The organism is Gilvimarinus gilvus (assembly GCF_030518155.1).
In the GTDB taxonomy this organism is placed as follows: Bacteria; Pseudomonadota; Gammaproteobacteria; order Pseudomonadales; family Cellvibrionaceae; genus Gilvimarinus; species Gilvimarinus gilvus.
Genome location: NZ_JAULRU010000215.1, coordinates 120,854 through 137,472, shown reverse-complemented (window position 1 = coordinate 137,472; position 16,619 = coordinate 120,854). Strand labels below are relative to the sequence as shown.

The 16,619-nt window shown below is 49.3% G+C and carries 20 protein-coding genes; 18 read left to right on the top strand and 2 right to left on the bottom strand.

Annotated elements, in window-relative coordinates:
* The first annotated feature begins 66 nt into the window (after nt 1-66).
* From QWI17_RS02325 to QWI17_RS02285, 9 genes are all read left to right on the top strand, one after another.
* Nucleotides 67-447, top strand: a complete 381-nt coding sequence (locus QWI17_RS02325) for a DUF6249 domain-containing protein (RefSeq protein ID WP_302720880.1) — start codon at nt 67-69, stop codon at nt 445-447.
* A gap of 9 nt (nt 448-456) precedes the next feature.
* Nucleotides 457-1,014, top strand: a complete 558-nt coding sequence (locus tag QWI17_RS02320) for an RNA polymerase sigma factor (RefSeq protein ID WP_302720879.1) — start codon at nt 457-459, stop codon at nt 1,012-1,014.
* Complete coding sequence (locus QWI17_RS02315) at nt 1,001-1,321, top strand: DUF5056 domain-containing protein (RefSeq protein ID WP_302720878.1); 321 nt, start codon at nt 1,001-1,003, stop codon at nt 1,319-1,321. The genes QWI17_RS02320 and QWI17_RS02315 overlap by 14 nt, the downstream gene beginning before the upstream one ends.
* A gap of 175 nt (nt 1,322-1,496) precedes the next feature.
* Nucleotides 1,497-2,240 carry an endonuclease/exonuclease/phosphatase family protein gene (locus tag QWI17_RS02310; protein ID WP_302720877.1) on the top strand — a complete coding sequence of 248 codons (744 nt, stop codon included), beginning with the start codon at nt 1,497-1,499 and terminating at the stop codon, nt 2,238-2,240.
* A gap of 8 nt (nt 2,241-2,248) precedes the next feature.
* Nucleotides 2,249-3,556: a cardiolipin synthase ClsB gene (gene clsB, locus QWI17_RS02305; protein WP_302720876.1), complete on the top strand. Its 1,308-nt coding sequence runs from the start codon at nt 2,249-2,251 to the stop codon at nt 3,554-3,556.
* Entirely contained in the window at nt 3,556-4,545 is a 990-nt protein-coding gene (locus tag QWI17_RS02300; protein WP_302720875.1) for a lysylphosphatidylglycerol synthase domain-containing protein, read from the top strand. The genes clsB and QWI17_RS02300 overlap by 1 nt, the downstream gene beginning before the upstream one ends.
* A gap of 40 nt (nt 4,546-4,585) precedes the next feature.
* On the top strand, nt 4,586-5,434 hold the full coding sequence (locus tag QWI17_RS02295) for a transporter substrate-binding domain-containing protein (protein WP_302720874.1): 849 nt from the start codon (nt 4,586-4,588) through the stop codon (nt 5,432-5,434).
* Nucleotides 5,435-5,523: 89 nt separating this feature from the next.
* Nucleotides 5,524-6,291 (top strand): GIN domain-containing protein, encoded by a 768-nt coding sequence (locus QWI17_RS02290; protein WP_302720873.1) that lies wholly within the window; start codon nt 5,524-5,526, stop codon nt 6,289-6,291.
* Between the two features lie 272 nt (nt 6,292-6,563).
* Nucleotides 6,564-6,983, top strand: coding sequence for a hypothetical protein (locus tag QWI17_RS02285; RefSeq protein WP_302720872.1), 420 nt, complete (start codon nt 6,564-6,566; stop codon nt 6,981-6,983).
* A gap of 10 nt (nt 6,984-6,993) precedes the next feature.
* Here the strand turns inward: QWI17_RS02285 and QWI17_RS02280 are convergent, their stop codons facing one another.
* The gene (locus QWI17_RS02280; protein WP_302720871.1) at nt 6,994-7,473 is read right to left on the bottom strand and encodes a tRNA-uridine aminocarboxypropyltransferase; all 480 of its coding nucleotides are present in this window, start codon (nt 7,471-7,473) and stop codon (nt 6,994-6,996) included.
* Nucleotides 7,474-7,507: 34 nt separating this feature from the next.
* Between QWI17_RS02280 and QWI17_RS02275 the strand changes: the two genes are divergently transcribed.
* Together QWI17_RS02275 and QWI17_RS02270 are read left to right on the top strand one after the other, a co-directional pair.
* The gene (locus tag QWI17_RS02275) at nt 7,508-8,398 is read left to right on the top strand and encodes a transporter substrate-binding domain-containing protein (RefSeq protein WP_302720870.1); all 891 of its coding nucleotides are present in this window, start codon (nt 7,508-7,510) and stop codon (nt 8,396-8,398) included.
* 62 nt (nt 8,399-8,460) lie between these two features.
* Complete coding sequence (locus QWI17_RS02270; protein WP_302720869.1) at nt 8,461-9,354, top strand: transporter substrate-binding domain-containing protein; 894 nt, start codon at nt 8,461-8,463, stop codon at nt 9,352-9,354.
* A 15-nt stretch (nt 9,355-9,369) separates the two neighbouring features.
* On the opposite strand, the gene QWI17_RS02265 is transcribed toward QWI17_RS02270, so the two are convergent.
* On the bottom strand, nt 9,370-11,703 hold the full coding sequence (locus QWI17_RS02265; protein WP_302720868.1) for a winged helix-turn-helix domain-containing protein: 2,334 nt from the start codon (nt 11,701-11,703) through the stop codon (nt 9,370-9,372).
* Between the two features lie 164 nt (nt 11,704-11,867).
* Between QWI17_RS02265 and QWI17_RS02260 the strand changes: the two genes are divergently transcribed.
* Genes QWI17_RS02260 through QWI17_RS02230 form a run of 7 tightly spaced genes read left to right on the top strand, consistent with a single transcriptional unit; the run spans nt 11,868 to nt 16,539 of the window.
* Entirely contained in the window at nt 11,868-12,563 is a 696-nt protein-coding gene (locus tag QWI17_RS02260; protein WP_302720867.1) for a cytochrome c biogenesis protein CcdA, read from the top strand.
* Nucleotides 12,563-13,084 (top strand): TlpA family protein disulfide reductase, encoded by a 522-nt coding sequence (locus QWI17_RS02255; protein WP_302720866.1) that lies wholly within the window; start codon nt 12,563-12,565, stop codon nt 13,082-13,084. Before QWI17_RS02260 ends, QWI17_RS02255 begins: the two co-directional genes overlap by 1 nt.
* Nucleotides 13,081-13,515, top strand: coding sequence for a thioredoxin domain-containing protein (locus tag QWI17_RS02250; RefSeq protein ID WP_302720865.1), 435 nt, complete (start codon nt 13,081-13,083; stop codon nt 13,513-13,515). The genes QWI17_RS02255 and QWI17_RS02250 overlap by 4 nt, the downstream gene beginning before the upstream one ends.
* Nucleotides 13,515-13,970: a thioredoxin domain-containing protein gene (locus tag QWI17_RS02245; RefSeq protein ID WP_302720864.1), complete on the top strand. Its 456-nt coding sequence runs from the start codon at nt 13,515-13,517 to the stop codon at nt 13,968-13,970. The genes QWI17_RS02250 and QWI17_RS02245 overlap by 1 nt, the downstream gene beginning before the upstream one ends.
* Nucleotides 13,960-14,502 (top strand): cytochrome b, encoded by a 543-nt coding sequence (locus tag QWI17_RS02240; RefSeq protein WP_302720863.1) that lies wholly within the window; start codon nt 13,960-13,962, stop codon nt 14,500-14,502. The genes QWI17_RS02245 and QWI17_RS02240 overlap by 11 nt, the downstream gene beginning before the upstream one ends.
* 4 nt (nt 14,503-14,506) lie before the next feature.
* Complete coding sequence (locus QWI17_RS02235; protein ID WP_302720862.1) at nt 14,507-15,631, top strand: hypothetical protein; 1,125 nt, start codon at nt 14,507-14,509, stop codon at nt 15,629-15,631.
* A gap of 38 nt (nt 15,632-15,669) precedes the next feature.
* The gene (locus QWI17_RS02230; RefSeq protein WP_302720861.1) at nt 15,670-16,539 is read left to right on the top strand and encodes an alpha/beta hydrolase; all 870 of its coding nucleotides are present in this window, start codon (nt 15,670-15,672) and stop codon (nt 16,537-16,539) included.
* Nucleotides 16,540-16,619: the final 80 nt, after the last annotated feature.

The window sequence follows — 16,619 nt, the reverse complement described above, 5'->3', positions numbered from 1 at the left end:
GTGCATCTGTTTTGAGCGTTACCGCGTCTTAAGGCTAAGAGAAGTTCTATCCGAGAGGAAGCCAATATGTTCGATCTAGTGCCGATCATTGCCATCATCATGGTGTTTGGAACACCTATCGCGTGCCTGGCCATTTTGATGAACAGCCTGCACAGACGTAAGCAGATGCAAATGGAGATGGTAAATAAGTTGATTGAAGCGGGCCAGCCAGTACCGGAGGCGCTGTTTACCGGGGGCTATACCAGCGCCAATCAGTCGGACCAACTCTATAAGCGCAGTATGTACTTACTATGGGTTGGGGGCGCTATATTCCTAGCGCTGTTCTTTATAGCCGGTTTGAGTATCGCAACTCTTGCGCTGATTCCTCTCGCCATCGGTGGGGTCAATTACAAGCTCTGGGAAGAGAGCGTAAAGCGCGAGAAGGAAAAGGTAACGGATTCAGAGTAATACGCCCTAATGGATATCAGTGACCACGTCCTGATTGAGCGCACTGTTAAGTCTCAAGATCAGCACGCCTATAGCCAGCTCGTTCGGCGCTACCAGTCCCGGTTGCGTGTCGCGCTGCGCCAGATGTGCAATGGCGATGAGGCGTTGGCCGATGATATTGCCCAAGAGGCGTTTATTAAGGCGTATAAAGCGTTGGCAGGCTTCAAGAGTGAATCCCAGTTCTTTACCTGGCTGTACCAAATTGCCCGCAATCAACTGGTGAGCCACCTGCGCAAAAAATTCCCTGAAGTGGACAGTGAGGCGGTCGAGCGGGCAGGCGCAAGTACCGTAGCACCTGGCAGCGGCGAAATGATTAAGCGCGACCTGGGCCAGGCCATGGCACAGCTCAGCGCCCATCAGCGCGAAGCCATACACCTTACCTACCAACTGGGACACAGCAACGAAGAGGTGGCCAATTTAATGCATTTGCCCGTCGGCACGATCAAGTCGCATATCCTGCGCGGAAAAGCTAAACTGAAAGAGATTCTCCATGAGTGGCAAGGGGAGACACCCAATGAGTTCGGATAAATTTGACCAATGGCTGGACGATGTACTGGCCGAAGAAATGTACCTTGATGATGATGGCTTTACCGAGTCAGTGATGGCGCGTTTGCCGCAAACTCAGTTGAGCGAGCGGCGGATTAGAACCTGGAACTGGTTGGCAGGCACTTTGGCTACCGCTGTTGTCGCGGCCTTTTTTCCATGGGCGCAAGTGACAGGTGTCGTTACTGGCTTAAGTACCGAAACCTGGATGATCATCGCTACCGCTACCGGCGCACTGTTTACCGCTGCGGCTATTGGTGGCGGTGTGTGGAGCGAGCGCGCACCCGTTTAAAAGCGCGCTTGTTGTCCTTTAACAAACATTCATTTCCCGTCCGATTCCCTTTTTCGTAAAAACCGGCACTGTTTCTGCACTATTCTAAGTTGCAGGGGCGGTTGTTGAGCAAAACAGTCGTTTCCTTCCCCAAAATTACAGGCAGTATTGTAAAAGCTGCAAAAATGGCGATCAGGTGACGGAACTAAAAGTACTGACAGTTAATATTCACAAGGGTTTTTCTACCTTTAACAAGCGCTTTGTGCTGCACGAGCTGCGCGATGCCGCTCGCGAAGTGTCGGCCGACCTGGTGTTTTTACAGGAAGTTATCGGTCAGCATGATCACTGGGCAGAACGCCACAGCGCAGTGTGGCCCAGTGAGTCTCAATATGAATTTTTGGCCGATACCCTCTGGCCAAGCTTTGCCTATGGCCGCAATGCGGTGTATCAGCAGGGGCATCATGGCAATGCGTTGTTGAGCAAGTACTCTATCGAGCAATGGGAAAACTACGACGCTTCTGTGGGCAAGCTCGAGGAGCGCGGCTTGTTGCATTGCGAGATGAATTTGCCGCACGGCAAGCGACTGCATGCGGTGTGCGTTCATTTGAGCCTGCGCGAGAATGACCGGCGCATTCAACTGGCGCAATTGAGTGATCTGGTGAACAAAATCCCACGCGACGAGCCGGTTATTGTCGCCGGTGACTTTAACGATTGGCGCCAACGCTCGCACGCGATCTTAGAGCGCAAATCAAATATGGCCGAAGTGTATGTCAGTGGCCTGGGCGCGCCGCCACGTACTTTCCCCGCATTTTTTCCGTTACTGCGGTTGGATCGAATCTACGTTCGTTCGGTGCAAACGCACCACCCGATTACTTTACCCAAAACTCCCTGGAATAAGCTGTCGGATCACACGCCACTTCTGGCGAGCATCACAATATAGGTACTTCAATGTTTGGCTATCACAAAAGGCAGGGTTCGTATGTCGAGGGTAATAGCTTTCACCTAATGGAAAATGGTGAAGCCTTCTTCCCGCAATTAATTCGTCGAATTAAACATGCCCGGCACGAGGTGCTACTCGAAACCTTTATTTTGGAAAATGACCGCATTGGCCGTGCGCTAAAGCGAGCTATTTTGTTGGCATTGCGTCGCGGTGCCTGGGTAAGCCTTACCGTTGACAGCTGGGGAAGTCACTATTTAGATTCCGATTTTATTGACGAACTTACGGCGGCGGGCGTTGTGTTTCAAATATATGATCCGCAACCGCACTGGTATAACGGCCGCCCCAAATTGTTTCGTCGTTTACACCGCAAGCTCGCGTGCATAGACGGTAAATACGCCATGATCGGTGGTATTAATTACTGTAATACGCATATGGTGACATCAGGGCCGGAAGGCAAACAAGATTATTCGGTGGAGTTGCAAGGGCCTGTTATAGCGTCAATACGCGAGCTGTGTAAAAGTTATGTGCGCGATGCCAGTGACAAAAATTTGGAAGGTGTAGAGATCTGGCCACCAGTTGAAGTCGAAGATGGTCATAGGGTTAGTTTTGTATCGCGCGATAATCGGCGCAATCGCCGCAGTATTGAAAAATCGTATTTGCAAGCCATTGGCAAAGCAAAAGATAGAGTGTGGATAGCCAATGCGTACTTTTTTCCAGGGTATCGATTTATTCGCGCCCTTATTAAGGCGCGTAAACGCGGGGTAGATGTGCGATTGGTCATTCAGGGTGACCCGGATATTCCGTTTTCGCTCAGCGTTGCGCGCACACTTTACGATCTTATTCTGCGTAATGACATTCAGCTCTACGAATTTCGAGAGCGCCCCCTACATGCAAAAATTGCCGTTATAGATGACACCTGGTCAACTATTGGTTCGAGTAATCTCGACCCCTTAAGTTTAGCGTTTAATTTAGAAGCAAATATTCTGGTTGACAGTGCCAGCTTCAATAGGCAGCTATCGGATAAACTCAATGACTTAGTTGAACGTAGTGTAAAAATAGAAAAAAGTTGGGTAAAACACCGTCCATGGTATTGGTTGGTGAAGGACTTTTTAACCTACCATGCTTTGCGCCGCTTTCCTGCACTGTCGGGTTTATTCCCGGCCCATACGCCAAAGATTAGAGAGCTTAAAGTGGATCACGATACGGCGAATGGCCGCACTAAGGACCCGGATCTACAACGTCAATATCCGGAGTCAAAACGGGCCAAGCGTGTTGTTAAATCCACTGAGTATGACAGCAAAGCAGAGGTTGAATAATGAGTGTGTTAGCGAGAACTGTGGTACAGCCGTTGCAAAATGTAGCCTCCAGCGTGCGCGACTCAAATACGTGGCCAGTTCTTAAAAAGTTATTCACACTTGCGTTCTTTGGCTTGCTGGCCTACTTGATCGGTAAGCAGGCAATGACCATTGAGTGGGGTAAAGTACTTGAGGCGTTTCGCTCCAACGAACCGGTAACTTTTGTGATCGCCGCTGCACTTGCTTTATGCTGCTTCAGCGCCTATGCCAGTTACGATTTAATAGGGCGCTATTTACTCGGTGTAAAGCTGCATCCGGCCAAAACCTGGTTGGTCTCTATACTTAGCTACGCGTTTAACCTCAATTTGAGCTCGCTTGTCGGAGGCGTCGCGTTTCGCTATCGGTTGTACTCTCGCTTTGATGTTCGCGCCAGTGAGGTCACTAAAATAATAGGCATTAGTGTTGCCACTAACTGGCTCGGCTACTTATTGTTAGCGGGCATTCTTTTTTCTTCCGGGCAGATTGATGTGCCAGCCAACTGGGCTATATCCGATCAGATGCTACAGGCTCTGGGGGTTGTTTTTGTGGTTGTGGTGCTGGCTTACCTTGGCTTGTGTGTATTTCGGCAGGGGCATGAGTATCGGATAAAGTCATTAAACGTCACCGTACCGTCGGTTCGTTTGGCCGCGGTTCAGTTGCTGCTGGCGTGCCTGCACTGGACATTGATGGCGTCGGTCATCTATACATTTTTCTGGGGCGAAGTATCCTTTGCATTAGTGTATGCAGTGCTGTTGGTCAGCGCAGTGGCCGGCGCCGTTACGCATATACCCGGTGGGCTTGGTGTGCTTGAGGCCGTGTTCGTCGCTTTGTTGTCGGCCAAATTGGATAAAGCGCAAATATTAGGTGGCCTGTTTGCCTATCGCTGTGTGTTTTACCTACTTCCCCTGGCGCTCGCTACGCCGGTTTATCTAGGTTTGGAGGCATCGGTTGGCACTCGCGATAAAAACTGACCATACTTAGATCCTACAGTGCTGTGGGTTGGGGATTTGAATGTACGCTCGTCTATTTTGGCTTTTGCCGCTTGTGTGCTTTGGGGCGCCATTTGCTGACGCTGAAAATAGCGATTCACAGCCTGTACCCGAGTACATCTTTTGGATGGGCGCCGATACCCCCGGGCGCAATGAGTATCAAATGGCCGTGGCGGACGCGGCTTTGCGCCGCTCTACGGAAAAATTCGGAGGCTATAAGCTAATCTCCGATACGACCCACCTTCCCGCGGTGCGCAGCCGACGGGTATTGGCCGAGGGCAAGCGTTTTCACTTTGTAGCCACCACCTTTTCCGCCAGCGAGAATGCCCTGGGCGTTATTGTAGTGCGTGAGCCTATTCAATTTGGCCTGTTGGGTACCCGCCAGTTGCTGGTTCAAACTCAACACCTGGCAAAGTTTCAAGATATTAGCCGCCAAGAACTCGCCAAATTGGTGGCAGGACAAGGTCGTGGCTGGCCTGAGATCGGGATATATCAGGCAAATAATTTCAGTGTTGAAGGTTTTTCTGAATTTTTTCATCTGTTCCCCAACCTGTTGGCCGGGCGTATTGATTATGTGCCCTTGGGTATCGAAGAAATCGAGCCAACGATGGCGCGTTACGGGGAAAAATACAGCGGGATTTCGGTTGTCCCCAATCTTCTTATTAAGTACCCATTGCCAGTGTATCTGGTGGTTAGTGCAAATCAACCAGAGTTGGCCAAGCGCCTAAAGTGGGGTTTGGCTAAATTGCGTGAAGAAGGTGAGTTGAGAGATTTATTTAATCGCCATAAGTCAGAATATCTCGAGATTGTGAACGCCGCCGATGTGCGTATCTTTGAACTTGCCAACCCAGACCTCATCCCTTCTGAATAAATATCTCTGTACTGCAACTTTATGGCTCTAGCTCGCGTCTAGTTGATAAGAGCGAAATACTCAGTAACGAGTAAGTATGGAGAACGATTATGAAGACCTTAACGGGACTGACAGCTACGGCAATATTGCTTTTAACAACGAGCATTCACGCGGCTACCTCGACGCAAACCGTAGATTTAGACGGTGTGGATGATCTGTATTTTGCGGGTGATGTTGAGGTTGTGCTGACGCAAGGGAACAACAATGAAGCCGTTGTCGAGTTTGATGAGAAAGACAAAGATAAAGTCGATATAAGCGTTTCCGGAAGTAAGTTTGTTATTAAGCGCAATAGCGGCTTCTGGGATTTTTGGCGCCACAGCGACAGTGTCAAAGTTACCGTTGTCGCTGAGCTTGAGAATCTCGCTTCGATGGAGATATCCGGTGCAACCAAAGTGCGAGCGGGTGATATTAATGCCGAAGAGTTGCGCGTTAAAGCATCTGGTGCCTCAGAATTTAACATTGGGTCTATAGAGGCTGAAGAGCTGCATATTGGCTTGTCCGGAGCCTCTAATGTTGCCCTGGGCGATGTCGCTATTGAGCGGATGTCAGCTCACTTGTCCGGCGCTTCGCGTATTGAGGCTAACGGTACGGGCACCGCTCAGTCGCTTCGCATTGAGGCGTCCGGGGCCAGTCACTTCGTGGCTAAAGATGTTGTGGCGAGTGATGTGAGTGTTCATGCCTCTGGTGCTTCCAATATGACGCTGAACGCATCAGACCACCTTAAGGTGAATTTATCGGGTGCATCAAACTTGCGTTATGGTGGCGCGCCGAGTACGGATATTCACACCAGTGGTGCCAGTAACATCAGTACTTTTTAATGTCCCATCCCCCTTGTGCCGGGTTAACCCCCGGCGGTTTTTTTCCGCTAGTCGCAAGCCGGCTCTGTCATAAAATGTAAAGCTTGCGAGTCTTGGTGGCGGCTTACCTTCCTCTGTGCCAGAATTGGCCCGGCTATAAAGCGGGACTTGCCCGTAAAACAATAAAATTATTTTGCCTGATAGAGATACTCCAAACTTAACAATACCGCTTTTGCGCGGAAATGGATTCGGATTGTTATTTAAGCCAAGCCGAATATTACTTAGGAGTATTTATGACAAAGCTACATTTTTCTTGGTTTATTTTTACTGTATTTATTTTGTTCTCTTCCTGGTCGGCGGCACAAGACGCACCTGACACGTTAGCGGGTACGTGGGAGTTGGTCGACGGTTGGGTCATTACCAAAGACGAAGAGATTAAATACGACATTGACGGCATTCGTTCACGCAAGATGCTAAACGGCACCGACTTTGCGTTCGTGTCAAAAAAGCAAGGTGAATTTTGGGCGGCCAGTACAGGTGAGTATCAAATTGTAGGGAACCAATATACCGAAATACCGCAGCTTTTGTCTTACGATGTTGCCGAAGGTACCACCTACGTTTTTAGTTTTCGGCTAGAAGGGGATGACTGGTATACAGAGCGTAAAGAAGACGGCAAAGTGGTTGAGCGTGAACACTGGCGCCGCATTCGCTAACGTTATTATTTCAGCTTTGCAGCTGGTCGAGATCACGGTACAGCGACTCGGCCAGCTGCGGTAAGTTATTCAATTTTGCCAACGCAGCAACCGTTTCCAGAGTACATAGACCTCCTTCCAGCTGATTTCGCCTCATTGTAAAGCGCGACGCTTCCGTATCAGTCAATGCGTAACATGGCAGCTCCTGTATATACGGGCTGTGATTGTAAATCTTCCTTGCCTGCTGCCAGGTGCTGTCAATTATGACTATATGTTCTGGCAGCGACGGACTTGCTTTAGTACTTAATTTAATGGCGTCGGGAGAGGGATACATCAGCCCGCTAGAGTGTTTTTTCAATCGTGCCAGCAAATCTTGGTTTGGTTGCTTACGTTGCCACGGTACCCGGTAGCAAGCCGTTGCTGCCTGGATGGTTAAGCGTGTGCAAGCCAGCCGACCGGTATTGGTGGTTTTGCTAAATTCATGCGGGTGGGTTAACAGAGTAATAATCACTGGCGCATTATTCACTTTCTACTAGACTGTGTATATGGCACGTACCATAACAAGAACTATACCGCTGCATACCTATTTATTGCTGCTGTTGCTTGTGGGCAGTACGTACGCTTTGGCTGAAAAGTCCACCTACCGCTACTGGTTGGGCAATGGTGTACCCGGCAGCCAAGCCTATTATCTTGCAGTCGCCGCAGAGGCTCTGGCACTTACCGAGCCAGAGTACGGACCATGGCAAGTCGCGCAATACGACAGAAAAATATCGGTGTTGCGAGCGCGCAGAGCAATGGATCGTGGTGAGTTCGATTTTCATGCCACTACGGTACTGCCCAGCGAATTTACCGAAAGTGGTCGCTTGATTGTACCGCATCCTCTCCAGTTTGGCCTGCTCGGTTATCGTAACCTGTTGATCAGAAAGGAAGATGAGGCGAGGTTTGCGAAAATCACATCGCCTTCACAACTCGGAAAACTCAAAGCAGGTTTGGGGCAAGGCTGGCCCGATGTACAGGTACTTCGGGAAAATCAGCTGGCGGTGGTGGAATCCGCAACCTTCCAGCAATTGTTTCCGATGCTGGTCGCCAAGCGGTTTGACTATATACCCCTGGGTGTTGAGGAAATAGACGCGACCTTAACAAGTGTCCAACCCAAATACCCCGATATAGTCCAGTCTCACGCGGTTATGTTGGTTTACCCATTGCCTGTTTATTTTTTGGTATGCGGTTGTCGCCCAGAGTTGGCAGAACGGTTGGCCTTGGGGCTTGAGCGTATCCACTCTAGTGGCCGTTTGCACGCGCTCTTTGCCCAGTTTAAAGGCCCGGCTATTGAGAAAATCAGTGAGCCCTGGTCTTTTGTTATGCGAGCGACAAACTCGCAGCAGACACACTTTGATATTGATAAGGAGTCGGTAGAAGTTAATTTTGTTCCCTAGCAGGCTGCTTAAAAACTATATTTCTAATATGAGGCCCGCTCTTTTTGAACTAAACTGATTGTATGACGCAAAATACATTCAGCGTCAGATCGCGGGCTGCTTTCTGCATTGTGCTGTGGTTACTAGGGTCTGATTTCGCTTGGAGTGCACAGGAATCGACTTACCAATTCTGGACCGGAAACGGCGCCCCAGGCAGAGCGGAATACTATCTAAGCCTCGCTGAGCATGCTCTGACGGCTAGTGAGGACGAGTTTGGCCCCTGGCGTCTCACCCGATTTGATCGGGAAACTCCCACTTTGCGTGCCCGTCACGCTACCCAAACAGGGGAATTCGATTTTCAGGCGACCACTATCTGGCATAAAGAGATAGCCAATCCCAAAATCACCATTATTCGACAGCCATTACAGTACGGTTTATTGGGCTATCGCAATTTTTTGATTCGAAGACAGGATGAAGATCGTTTTGAAGCGCTAAAGTCGCTCGACGACTTACAGGGGCTAACGGCGGGAATGGGGCGCGATTGGCCCGATGCTGCAATTCTGCGAGCCAACGGATTGAGGGTGCTCGAGGCACCAACCTTCGGCGCACTGTTTCCGATGTTGATGGCTAAGCGCTTCGACTACATCCCCTTGGGCGTCGAGGAGATTGAGCCTACCTTTGTCGCGTATCAGGATAAATACCCTAATATAGTGGCGAGTGAGAGCATCTTGATGGTTTACCCAATCTCAGTTCACTTTATGGTGTGTTCCTGCCGTCCAGATCTGATTGAGCGTTTGCAGGTGGGATTGGCAAACATGGTCGAAAGTGGAGAGATGCAACGCTTTTTTTCTGAACAAAAGCATGCGGCAATTGCGCTGATCCAACAGCATTGGTCACAAGTCTATCGGTTAGAGAATACTATTCAGCCCCAGCTGGTGCAGAGCCCAAACCTAGAAGACGCCAGCGCCATTCAATAAAATTGCCGCCTTTCCTTACGGTTCATTCATCGCCACCAGCCAATCAGATTCACAGTAAATGCCGTGCGCCGGCAACTCGGCCGAAAGGGTTACCCGCGCACTGGCGGCATCGGCTTGCCCGTATTGCCTCAGCCGCTTTTCATCGGTTTTGCTCCAAAGGTCCGCGAAGTCGCGCTTCATGGTCGCAAGGGTGTTTGTCGCCGCTTTGAAGTCCCCGAGTTCATAATTGGCGCGAGCTAGATAGGCAAGCTGCTGGCGTGTGTAAACGGGTTCATCGCCGAGCGCAATAACCGCGTCATAATTGCCCAGCATTAGGTGCGAGTGCATGGCCGAGTAAACGGCGTAGCCAAAGGTGGCTGTTAGATTGGTTGACTCACTCAGGGTCATGGCCTCGCGATAGTTAGTCAGTGCCTGTGAGTGGCGCTTTAGGTCGGCAAACCCCCACCCTTGCAGTACCAATGCCTGTGCACGCAGCATCGAAGTGACCGGCGCTTGCAGCAAGGTGTCGAATGTTTCCACGGCCTGTTCCAGTATTTGCGCGTTACCGGTATGGAGGCCGCGATGGGATTGATCCAGACCCTGATCAAGCAGTGCAAAAGCCCGATAAAATGTCAGCGTGTGCTGGTTGCGGTAATTCTCCAGCGGTGCTGTGGTGGCTTGCGCCTGAGTGATAACATCAAACGCCTCCTGACCGCGGTGCTCTTGCAGATAGAAAAACGCAGCGTAAATTTGCGCTTCGGCCAGCTCGTAAGGTTGTCCGAGCGTTTTAAACAGGGCAAGCGCCCGGTTGAGATGCTGTTCACGTTGCTCCAGCGCAAGGGTGTAGTTGCGGGCCAGGGCCAAATGACTGGTGGCCGTTTGCGGTTTGTTGCCCAGCGCTTGGTAAAACGCCAGTGCACGTTTAAGTTGTTTTATGCGAGCTTGTTGTTGCTGAGCGCTGATTTCTGGCCGCTCCAGCCCCTCGCCCACCGGGTTGCCCAGGTACAGCAAGCGATTGGCTTCCACTGCCATATCATCGTTATTCGGTAGCACCTGTGAAGCGAGGTCACGCCAGTGCTGGTAGTCCGACCAACGCTGTTGCAGCCAGGCGATTTCCGCTTTGAGGTGGTAGGCGTCGGCAAGTATATCTATGGTGTGCGAGTCTAAAGCCTGATTGATCGCAACTTCCAGATGCGCATCCGCGCTGTCTACCCGACCTTCGCGAAACGCTAACTGTGCCGACCAGAACTCAACAAAGGCTTTGAGCGGTGCTTGGTTAGGCTGGGCTCGCAAGTCCTGTAAGCGTTCGCGAGCACTCTGCCATTGACCTTTAAGCAGTTCAGATTTCGCGCGGCAGGCGGTAATCCAGGGGTCACCTTTAACCAGTAAATCGGCGGCCTGGAAAAGCTCGTCGGCACGGGCCGGGCCATCAGTCTGCAGTGCACTAATGCCTTCGGCAAGCACTCGTCTGGCCAGTGCGATCTCGGGTGAATCCCCGGCGAGAGTCAACTTAGGTACGATGTTGCCACTGTCGGGCGCAATTAGCTGTAACAGCTGGCCCGCGACCTCCGCTGTTGCGTCGGTCAACGATGGGTAGGTCAAAGAACCCTGCTGAACCTTGCCACTGCGATTCAGAACTTGAAAATCGATAACTTGGGTTTGCTTGTGCAGGCGGACACTGGCGATCAGTGCCGCATCTGTGCCCTGTTCCTGCAATAAGCTTTGAATGTACACAGGCAGCGTTGGCCAGTCGAGACCGGCTCCGGCCAATAGTTCAGCGGCGGTTGAGGGCGGAGTGATTTGTACTCGGCCGGTGCGCGCCAGCGTTTTCGCCAGCATATCGGCATAGCCTAGCTGCAGCCAATCAAGTGCTGCGTCGCCGGTGTGGTTGGTAAATGGCAATACTATCAACGACGTCGTTGACGAGGGGTTGCTGTTTTCTTTCGGCGTGGATTGATACCACCATAGTGCCACTCCAAAAATGACAGTGCACAAGGCTGCCACCGCCACCATGGGTATCGTCCGTTTCGCTTTAGCTTGAGTTTGCGCCTCACGCACCGGACTAACATTGGCAATCCATTGGTAACCGCGCCCGGGTAGGGTGCGGATAAATTCGGGGTTCGTCGCGTTATCGCCCAGTGCCTGGCGCAACTCGCGAATGCTTTGGGTGAGCGAACGCTCGCGGTAGTCACCGTGTTGCCACAATTTATCCAGCAGTTCTTCTTTACTGACAGGCCGTTCACGATGCTCGATCAGGTAGGAAATCAGCTGTGCCACTTTATGACGGAGTACGACGGCCGACTGGTTGCGCGCGCTGAGTTCACCGCTGCGTGTGTCGTAGGTAAAGGGTTCAAACTGCCAAATACTCATATCAAAGAAGCTCGTAGCATTTCATACGAGCATTATAACCCTCTGAATTTATTCACATAATCCCGCCAAACGACGATTTGACCTCGATTTTACCTGAATTTGATAAGTCTCATCGGGCTTTTGGGTATAAATCTATTCAACAGTTACTGGCGGAGACAAACCTCGTGGAATTCGAGATACAAAATTTACTGACCAGTGGTGATCTATCTATCGGTATTTTTGCCCTGGTTTTCGTTGCTGGTTTATTAACCAGCCTGACACCTTGTGTGTATCCCTTATTACCTATCACGGTCGCTATGGTCGGCAACGCAAGTATGGAGCGAGGTAACTCTTTCATAAATGCACTGATTTACGTTATTGGGGTGTCGGCGACCTACGCACTACTGGGGATACTGGCGGCACTCTCTGGGCAACTGTTTGGCGCTGTCGCCAGTCACCCACTTACCCTCGGTTTAATGGCGCTAGTGTGTTGGCTGTTCGCAGCTTGGATGCAGGGCTGGTTGGTATTACCCAGTTTTGCGCCGAGTTTCTCTACATCGGCTAAAGGCCCTGTTTCGCTATTCGGGGGTGGCGCCCTGAGCGGTCTTGTGATGGCGCCATGTACCTCGCCGGTGCTGGGTATGTTGCTTATGTACGTGGCAGCCAATGGCGATTGGCTCGCAGGTGGAACCCTAATGTTTCTTTTCTCGCTGGGTATGAGCGCACTGTTGCTGGTGGCAGGCACCTGCTCGGGTGCCTTAGGCAGATTACCAAAAGCCGGGTCTTGGATGCTCGCCATCAAAACGATCCTGTCACTGCTGATGGTGGCCGCCGGTCTCTACCTAGCTTTCTTAAGTATTCAAAACTGGAGGATTTTTTAATGAATATTTCAAACGCTATTTTTCGCGCTGTTGGTGCTATCAGTCTATACGCTGCAATAGCCGCACCGGCTAGCGCACTACAACCAGGGGCAGAGGCAATACCGTTTAGCGGTACCACGCTTACCGGGGAAAAGATTGAGTTGAATGACTTTCTTGGCAAAAAGCCAATATATCTAAAATTCTGGGCCACATGGTGCAGCTACTGCAAACGGGAGCTACCTCACGCTCAGTCCATATTCAACGAGTTTGGTGATGAGGTCGAAGTCGTGATGGTTAACGTAGGTATTAATGACTCGGTGGAAAATATTAATCAATTGTATGGCGATCGCAATATCAGCTTACCTACGATCATCGATGAGTCCGGAGAGATTGTTGCGGCTTACGGTGTGATGGGTACCCCGAATCACATATTGATTGACGCTGAGGGTAGGGTGGTTTACCGATCGTTTTTGGCGACCGATGAGCTCGATGCAAGAATCGAAGCCGCCGCTAGCAAAACAATCGAGGAGGTTGCGCAATGAAATTACTTATTTGGTTGAGTTTATTTGTAACCTTCCCTGTAGTGGCAATAGAGCCATTACACAAGGATGATCTCACTAGCGCTTTGGCTGTAAAAGATCAGACTGTACATTTGGTATTTTTTGATGTTTGGCAAGATGGTTACAGTGATAAAGGGCCGGTTGCGAACTCAAAAAATATTTCTGCGCTATCGAAGGGCGGCCAGAACGTAATTTGGATTGCACCAAAATTCAATATTACCGATCAACAAATTCAAGATTTTCTGAGTTCCCAATCAGAAATCAAGAAGTTTATCGCTGATGAAAATCTTTCGGTCATGCGTCAGTTTAAAGTGCGAAAAACACCTACCCACATTCTAGTGAAAAATGGTGAGATTTTGTTTAAGGGAAGTACAGAGGAAGTTCTGCATCTCAACGAGAAAGGAGAAAAGTAGTGAATATTTTTAAGTTAGTTTTAATCGCTTTATATGCCCTAACCTTTTCGTTCAATGCAATTGGGGGTGAAGAGACTAAGCATTCACATAACTTGCCCGATGATCTGTCTCAAGGCAAGGTGAAGCTGATATTTTTTGACGCTTTATGCCCAATGCCTCAATTTCCCGGTTGTGAAGAATACTTAAGCAACGTAAATAGCGAAGTGAGTAGTGAATTCCCTAAAACGTTTATGGTCTTCAATACGCTCTATGTCGATAAAGCGTCAATTAAGACGTTTGTGTCAAAACACAACATAAAAATTCCAATCATTATCGACGGGGATATGGCACTGCACGACCATTTTGAGGTTTACGCTACACCGTATTTGATCGAGCTTAATGAAAGTCAGGTACTTTGGCGTGGTAACCCTTTAATCCGTAAAGAATCGGCAATGGAGACAAGTCATGAATCCTAGTACATCGAAAAAGACGCTTAGTGCACGCGTACTGCATTGGAGCGTCGCATTCACCATATTGCTTCTAATACCTATGGGGTTTTATATGTCCGATGGCCATGCGTACTGGCTATACGATTGGCACAAAACCATTAGTATGCTTTTGCTCGTTATATTGGTGTTTCGCGTGTTGTATCGACTCATACAGGGTTGGCCGGAAGCCTCTGGTGACTACACAAAATTCGAGCAAGTTACTGCACGTGTTGTGCATTGGTTGCTTCTGGTGGCGGTGTTGGTGCTACCCATCTCTGGAATAATGTATTCGGGTTTGGGTGGTTTCGGTGTGCCGGTGTTTGGGTTAGAAGTGATTCCATCCAACTATATTAATGGTGAAGCTCAAGCTTACAGCGCCTATTGGTCTGATATTGGCAAAGAGATTCATAGTTTATCGGGTTGGATCTTGTCGGGCGTTGTTGTTTTACACGTTGCCGGTGCGCTCAAGCATCATATGGTGGACAAGGATAACACTCTCAAAAGAATGTTGCGTGGTTAATGGAATGAGCAAAGTTGTATATAGAAGAATAGTTGCTACCACCAGCATCGCATTTGCGTTGATTGTCATTCTGGTGACGTCATTACTTATGTTTAGCCAGAGTTATAACAACACAACGGCCATTATTCATAGTGTAATAGGGTTTGTATTCCTGGCGAGTGCATTTTGGCACTTGTTCAATAATTTCACTTCCATTAAGAAGTATCTTAATCCTGTTGGTCTTTTGAAAAAATCTGACAAGTATGGTCTCGCACCACAGATCTCCATAGTCGTTATGAGTTTGATTTTGATTTTGTCTTGGATTGAGTTCACACCAATGCAACGTTTTCATCAGTGGGGTATTCAACTTCGGATTAACGACAGGTTCGAAGGCCGTCCTCCGGATTCCATAAACTATCAGGTGGTGGGTGACTATAACAACAGTCAAATAAGCGTAGAGCTTAAAAAAGGCCCCGCAATGCGCTGGCCGCAGTATGCCATTTGGCTGGAATCTGTCGAGGGTGAGTTTATACAGCCACTATATGTCAGCCAAAGTGTTGCAACGAATCGGTTCGACAATACGGTTGAAAAAATTGACTCCAGTGGCCAACTGAACAGCAATGTGCTGGATTACAGTGACGAAGAATTTTTTAGTATTTTTTCAGAACGGAAGTCTGATGGCAAAGCTCCGGACCGATTCAGGCAAGAGTCACTGCCTGTATTTTTGCACAAATTGAAAGGCGATAAAGACAGCGACCGTTTCTTGTCGCCGGGCGAAATTGCTGAGTTGGACGCCTATACCGGAGCAACACTTGCGGATAATTTTATGGTTGGTCGTTCACTAAAAAATTCAAGCCACCGTCTGGTTGACGTTTATCTGGAAGTGAATCAATCGTTTGATTTCAATGAGTACTACAGCAGCGATCGCTTTCCTGATGACTTGATTTACTCTGGCAACGGATTCAGCGCTCAGCCCTCGGTAATTTATCGGGCGCGCGTTGACTTATCGAAAGCGGAAACGGTAACGGTTATGGAATTGGTTGGGCATGGCCATCACTCAGGTAATGATGGTGTTATCTATAAAGACGTAAGCAATCTTACCACTGCGCTCGATATTGTAGACAGAGTATTGGTAGAGGTGAGCGGATGAAGGCTTTTCTTGTAATTATGAGCTATTTTGGAGGCTCGATGAAATACGGTAAGTGGACAATGGTGGTATTTGGCTTATTGTTGCTTCCCTTAATGAGCTTTGCCAAACCTGCCGCGAAGGGCAATACATACTTCTTTGAGCGAGACGATATATCGCTTAAGGTAGATGTTATCCTGCCCGAGTCCTATGACAGCGAATCCAGTGCTTTGTACCCGGCTGTGTACCTACTTGATGGTTATTGGACTCGGGACCTTGTCACCCGTATGTACGTTAATCTGCGGTTTGACAACATGCTGCCTGAGTTGATTTTTGTCAGTATTGGCTATCCGGGGGAGGTAGAAAATATTGAACAAAAGCGTTTGACGGACTTAACGCCAGCCTACGATTCAGGTTTTAAAGCTGGCGGTAGCGCAAGCTCTCTGCTTGATCTTATCTCGAATTCAATCGTGCCTATGGTTGGGAATAATTACCGGGTTGATGCAAGTCGAAGGGTGCTTACAGGGCATTCGCTGGCCGGTCTTTTCACTTTGTATGCTATGTATCAAAAACCCAATACATTTAGTCACTACGCGGCGATTTCACCATCGGCGCTATGGGCTAATGAAACATTGGCTTCAATCGACACGGGTTATGCTAAGCAAAATAAAAATCTTAAGGCTCAGGCGTACATTACCTATGGCTCGGATGAGTACGTGCCGTATGTGCGAGCCCTTCAGCGCTACACAAAGCAACTTGAAGCCAGGGATTATGACGGCCTTGAACTCTCATTGGCAAAGGTAGAGGGGATGCGGCACGTAGGCATGCAGTTTGAAGGGTTTATTCGTGCCTTAGCCTGGGCATTTGCAGATCGGCGACCCGAAGGGCCGAGTCAGTTTGAGAAAATGAACCTGAAGGCACAGGCTGAATAGTTTAATTCTACCAGAGCACTTTTGCTCTGAGGTCTAATCGGCAAGTGGCTGCTCCTGATTGGAAGAATTAAGGCTAGCAG

Excerpts from the sequence above, each read along its gene's own strand:
- QWI17_RS02230 (WP_302720861.1), top strand. The coding sequence starts at position 15,670 with ATGAAATACGGTAAGTGGACAATGGTGGTATTTGGCTTATTGTTGCTT.
- QWI17_RS02315 (WP_302720878.1), top strand. The coding sequence starts at position 1,001 with ATGAGTTCGGATAAATTTGACCAATGGCTGGACGATGTACTGGCCGAA.
- QWI17_RS02275 (WP_302720870.1), top strand. The coding sequence starts at position 7,508 with ATGGCACGTACCATAACAAGAACTATACCGCTGCATACCTATTTATTG.
- clsB (WP_302720876.1), top strand. The coding sequence starts at position 2,249 with ATGTTTGGCTATCACAAAAGGCAGGGTTCGTATGTCGAGGGTAATAGC.
- QWI17_RS02255 (WP_302720866.1), top strand. The coding sequence starts at position 12,563 with ATGAATATTTCAAACGCTATTTTTCGCGCTGTTGGTGCTATCAGTCTA.
- QWI17_RS02285 (WP_302720872.1), top strand. The coding sequence starts at position 6,564 with ATGACAAAGCTACATTTTTCTTGGTTTATTTTTACTGTATTTATTTTG.
- QWI17_RS02290 (WP_302720873.1), top strand. The coding sequence starts at position 5,524 with ATGAAGACCTTAACGGGACTGACAGCTACGGCAATATTGCTTTTAACA.
- QWI17_RS02250 (WP_302720865.1), top strand. The coding sequence starts at position 13,081 with ATGAAATTACTTATTTGGTTGAGTTTATTTGTAACCTTCCCTGTAGTG.
- QWI17_RS02270 (WP_302720869.1), top strand. The coding sequence starts at position 8,461 with ATGACGCAAAATACATTCAGCGTCAGATCGCGGGCTGCTTTCTGCATT.
- QWI17_RS02295 (WP_302720874.1), top strand. The coding sequence starts at position 4,586 with ATGTACGCTCGTCTATTTTGGCTTTTGCCGCTTGTGTGCTTTGGGGCG.
- QWI17_RS02265 (WP_302720868.1), bottom strand. The coding sequence starts at position 11,703 with ATGAGTATTTGGCAGTTTGAACCCTTTACCTACGACACACGCAGCGGT.
- QWI17_RS02300 (WP_302720875.1), top strand. The coding sequence starts at position 3,556 with ATGAGTGTGTTAGCGAGAACTGTGGTACAGCCGTTGCAAAATGTAGCC.
- QWI17_RS02320 (WP_302720879.1), top strand. The coding sequence starts at position 457 with ATGGATATCAGTGACCACGTCCTGATTGAGCGCACTGTTAAGTCTCAA.
- QWI17_RS02235 (WP_302720862.1), top strand. The coding sequence starts at position 14,507 with ATGAGCAAAGTTGTATATAGAAGAATAGTTGCTACCACCAGCATCGCA.
- QWI17_RS02325 (WP_302720880.1), top strand. The coding sequence starts at position 67 with ATGTTCGATCTAGTGCCGATCATTGCCATCATCATGGTGTTTGGAACA.
- QWI17_RS02240 (WP_302720863.1), top strand. The coding sequence starts at position 13,960 with ATGAATCCTAGTACATCGAAAAAGACGCTTAGTGCACGCGTACTGCAT.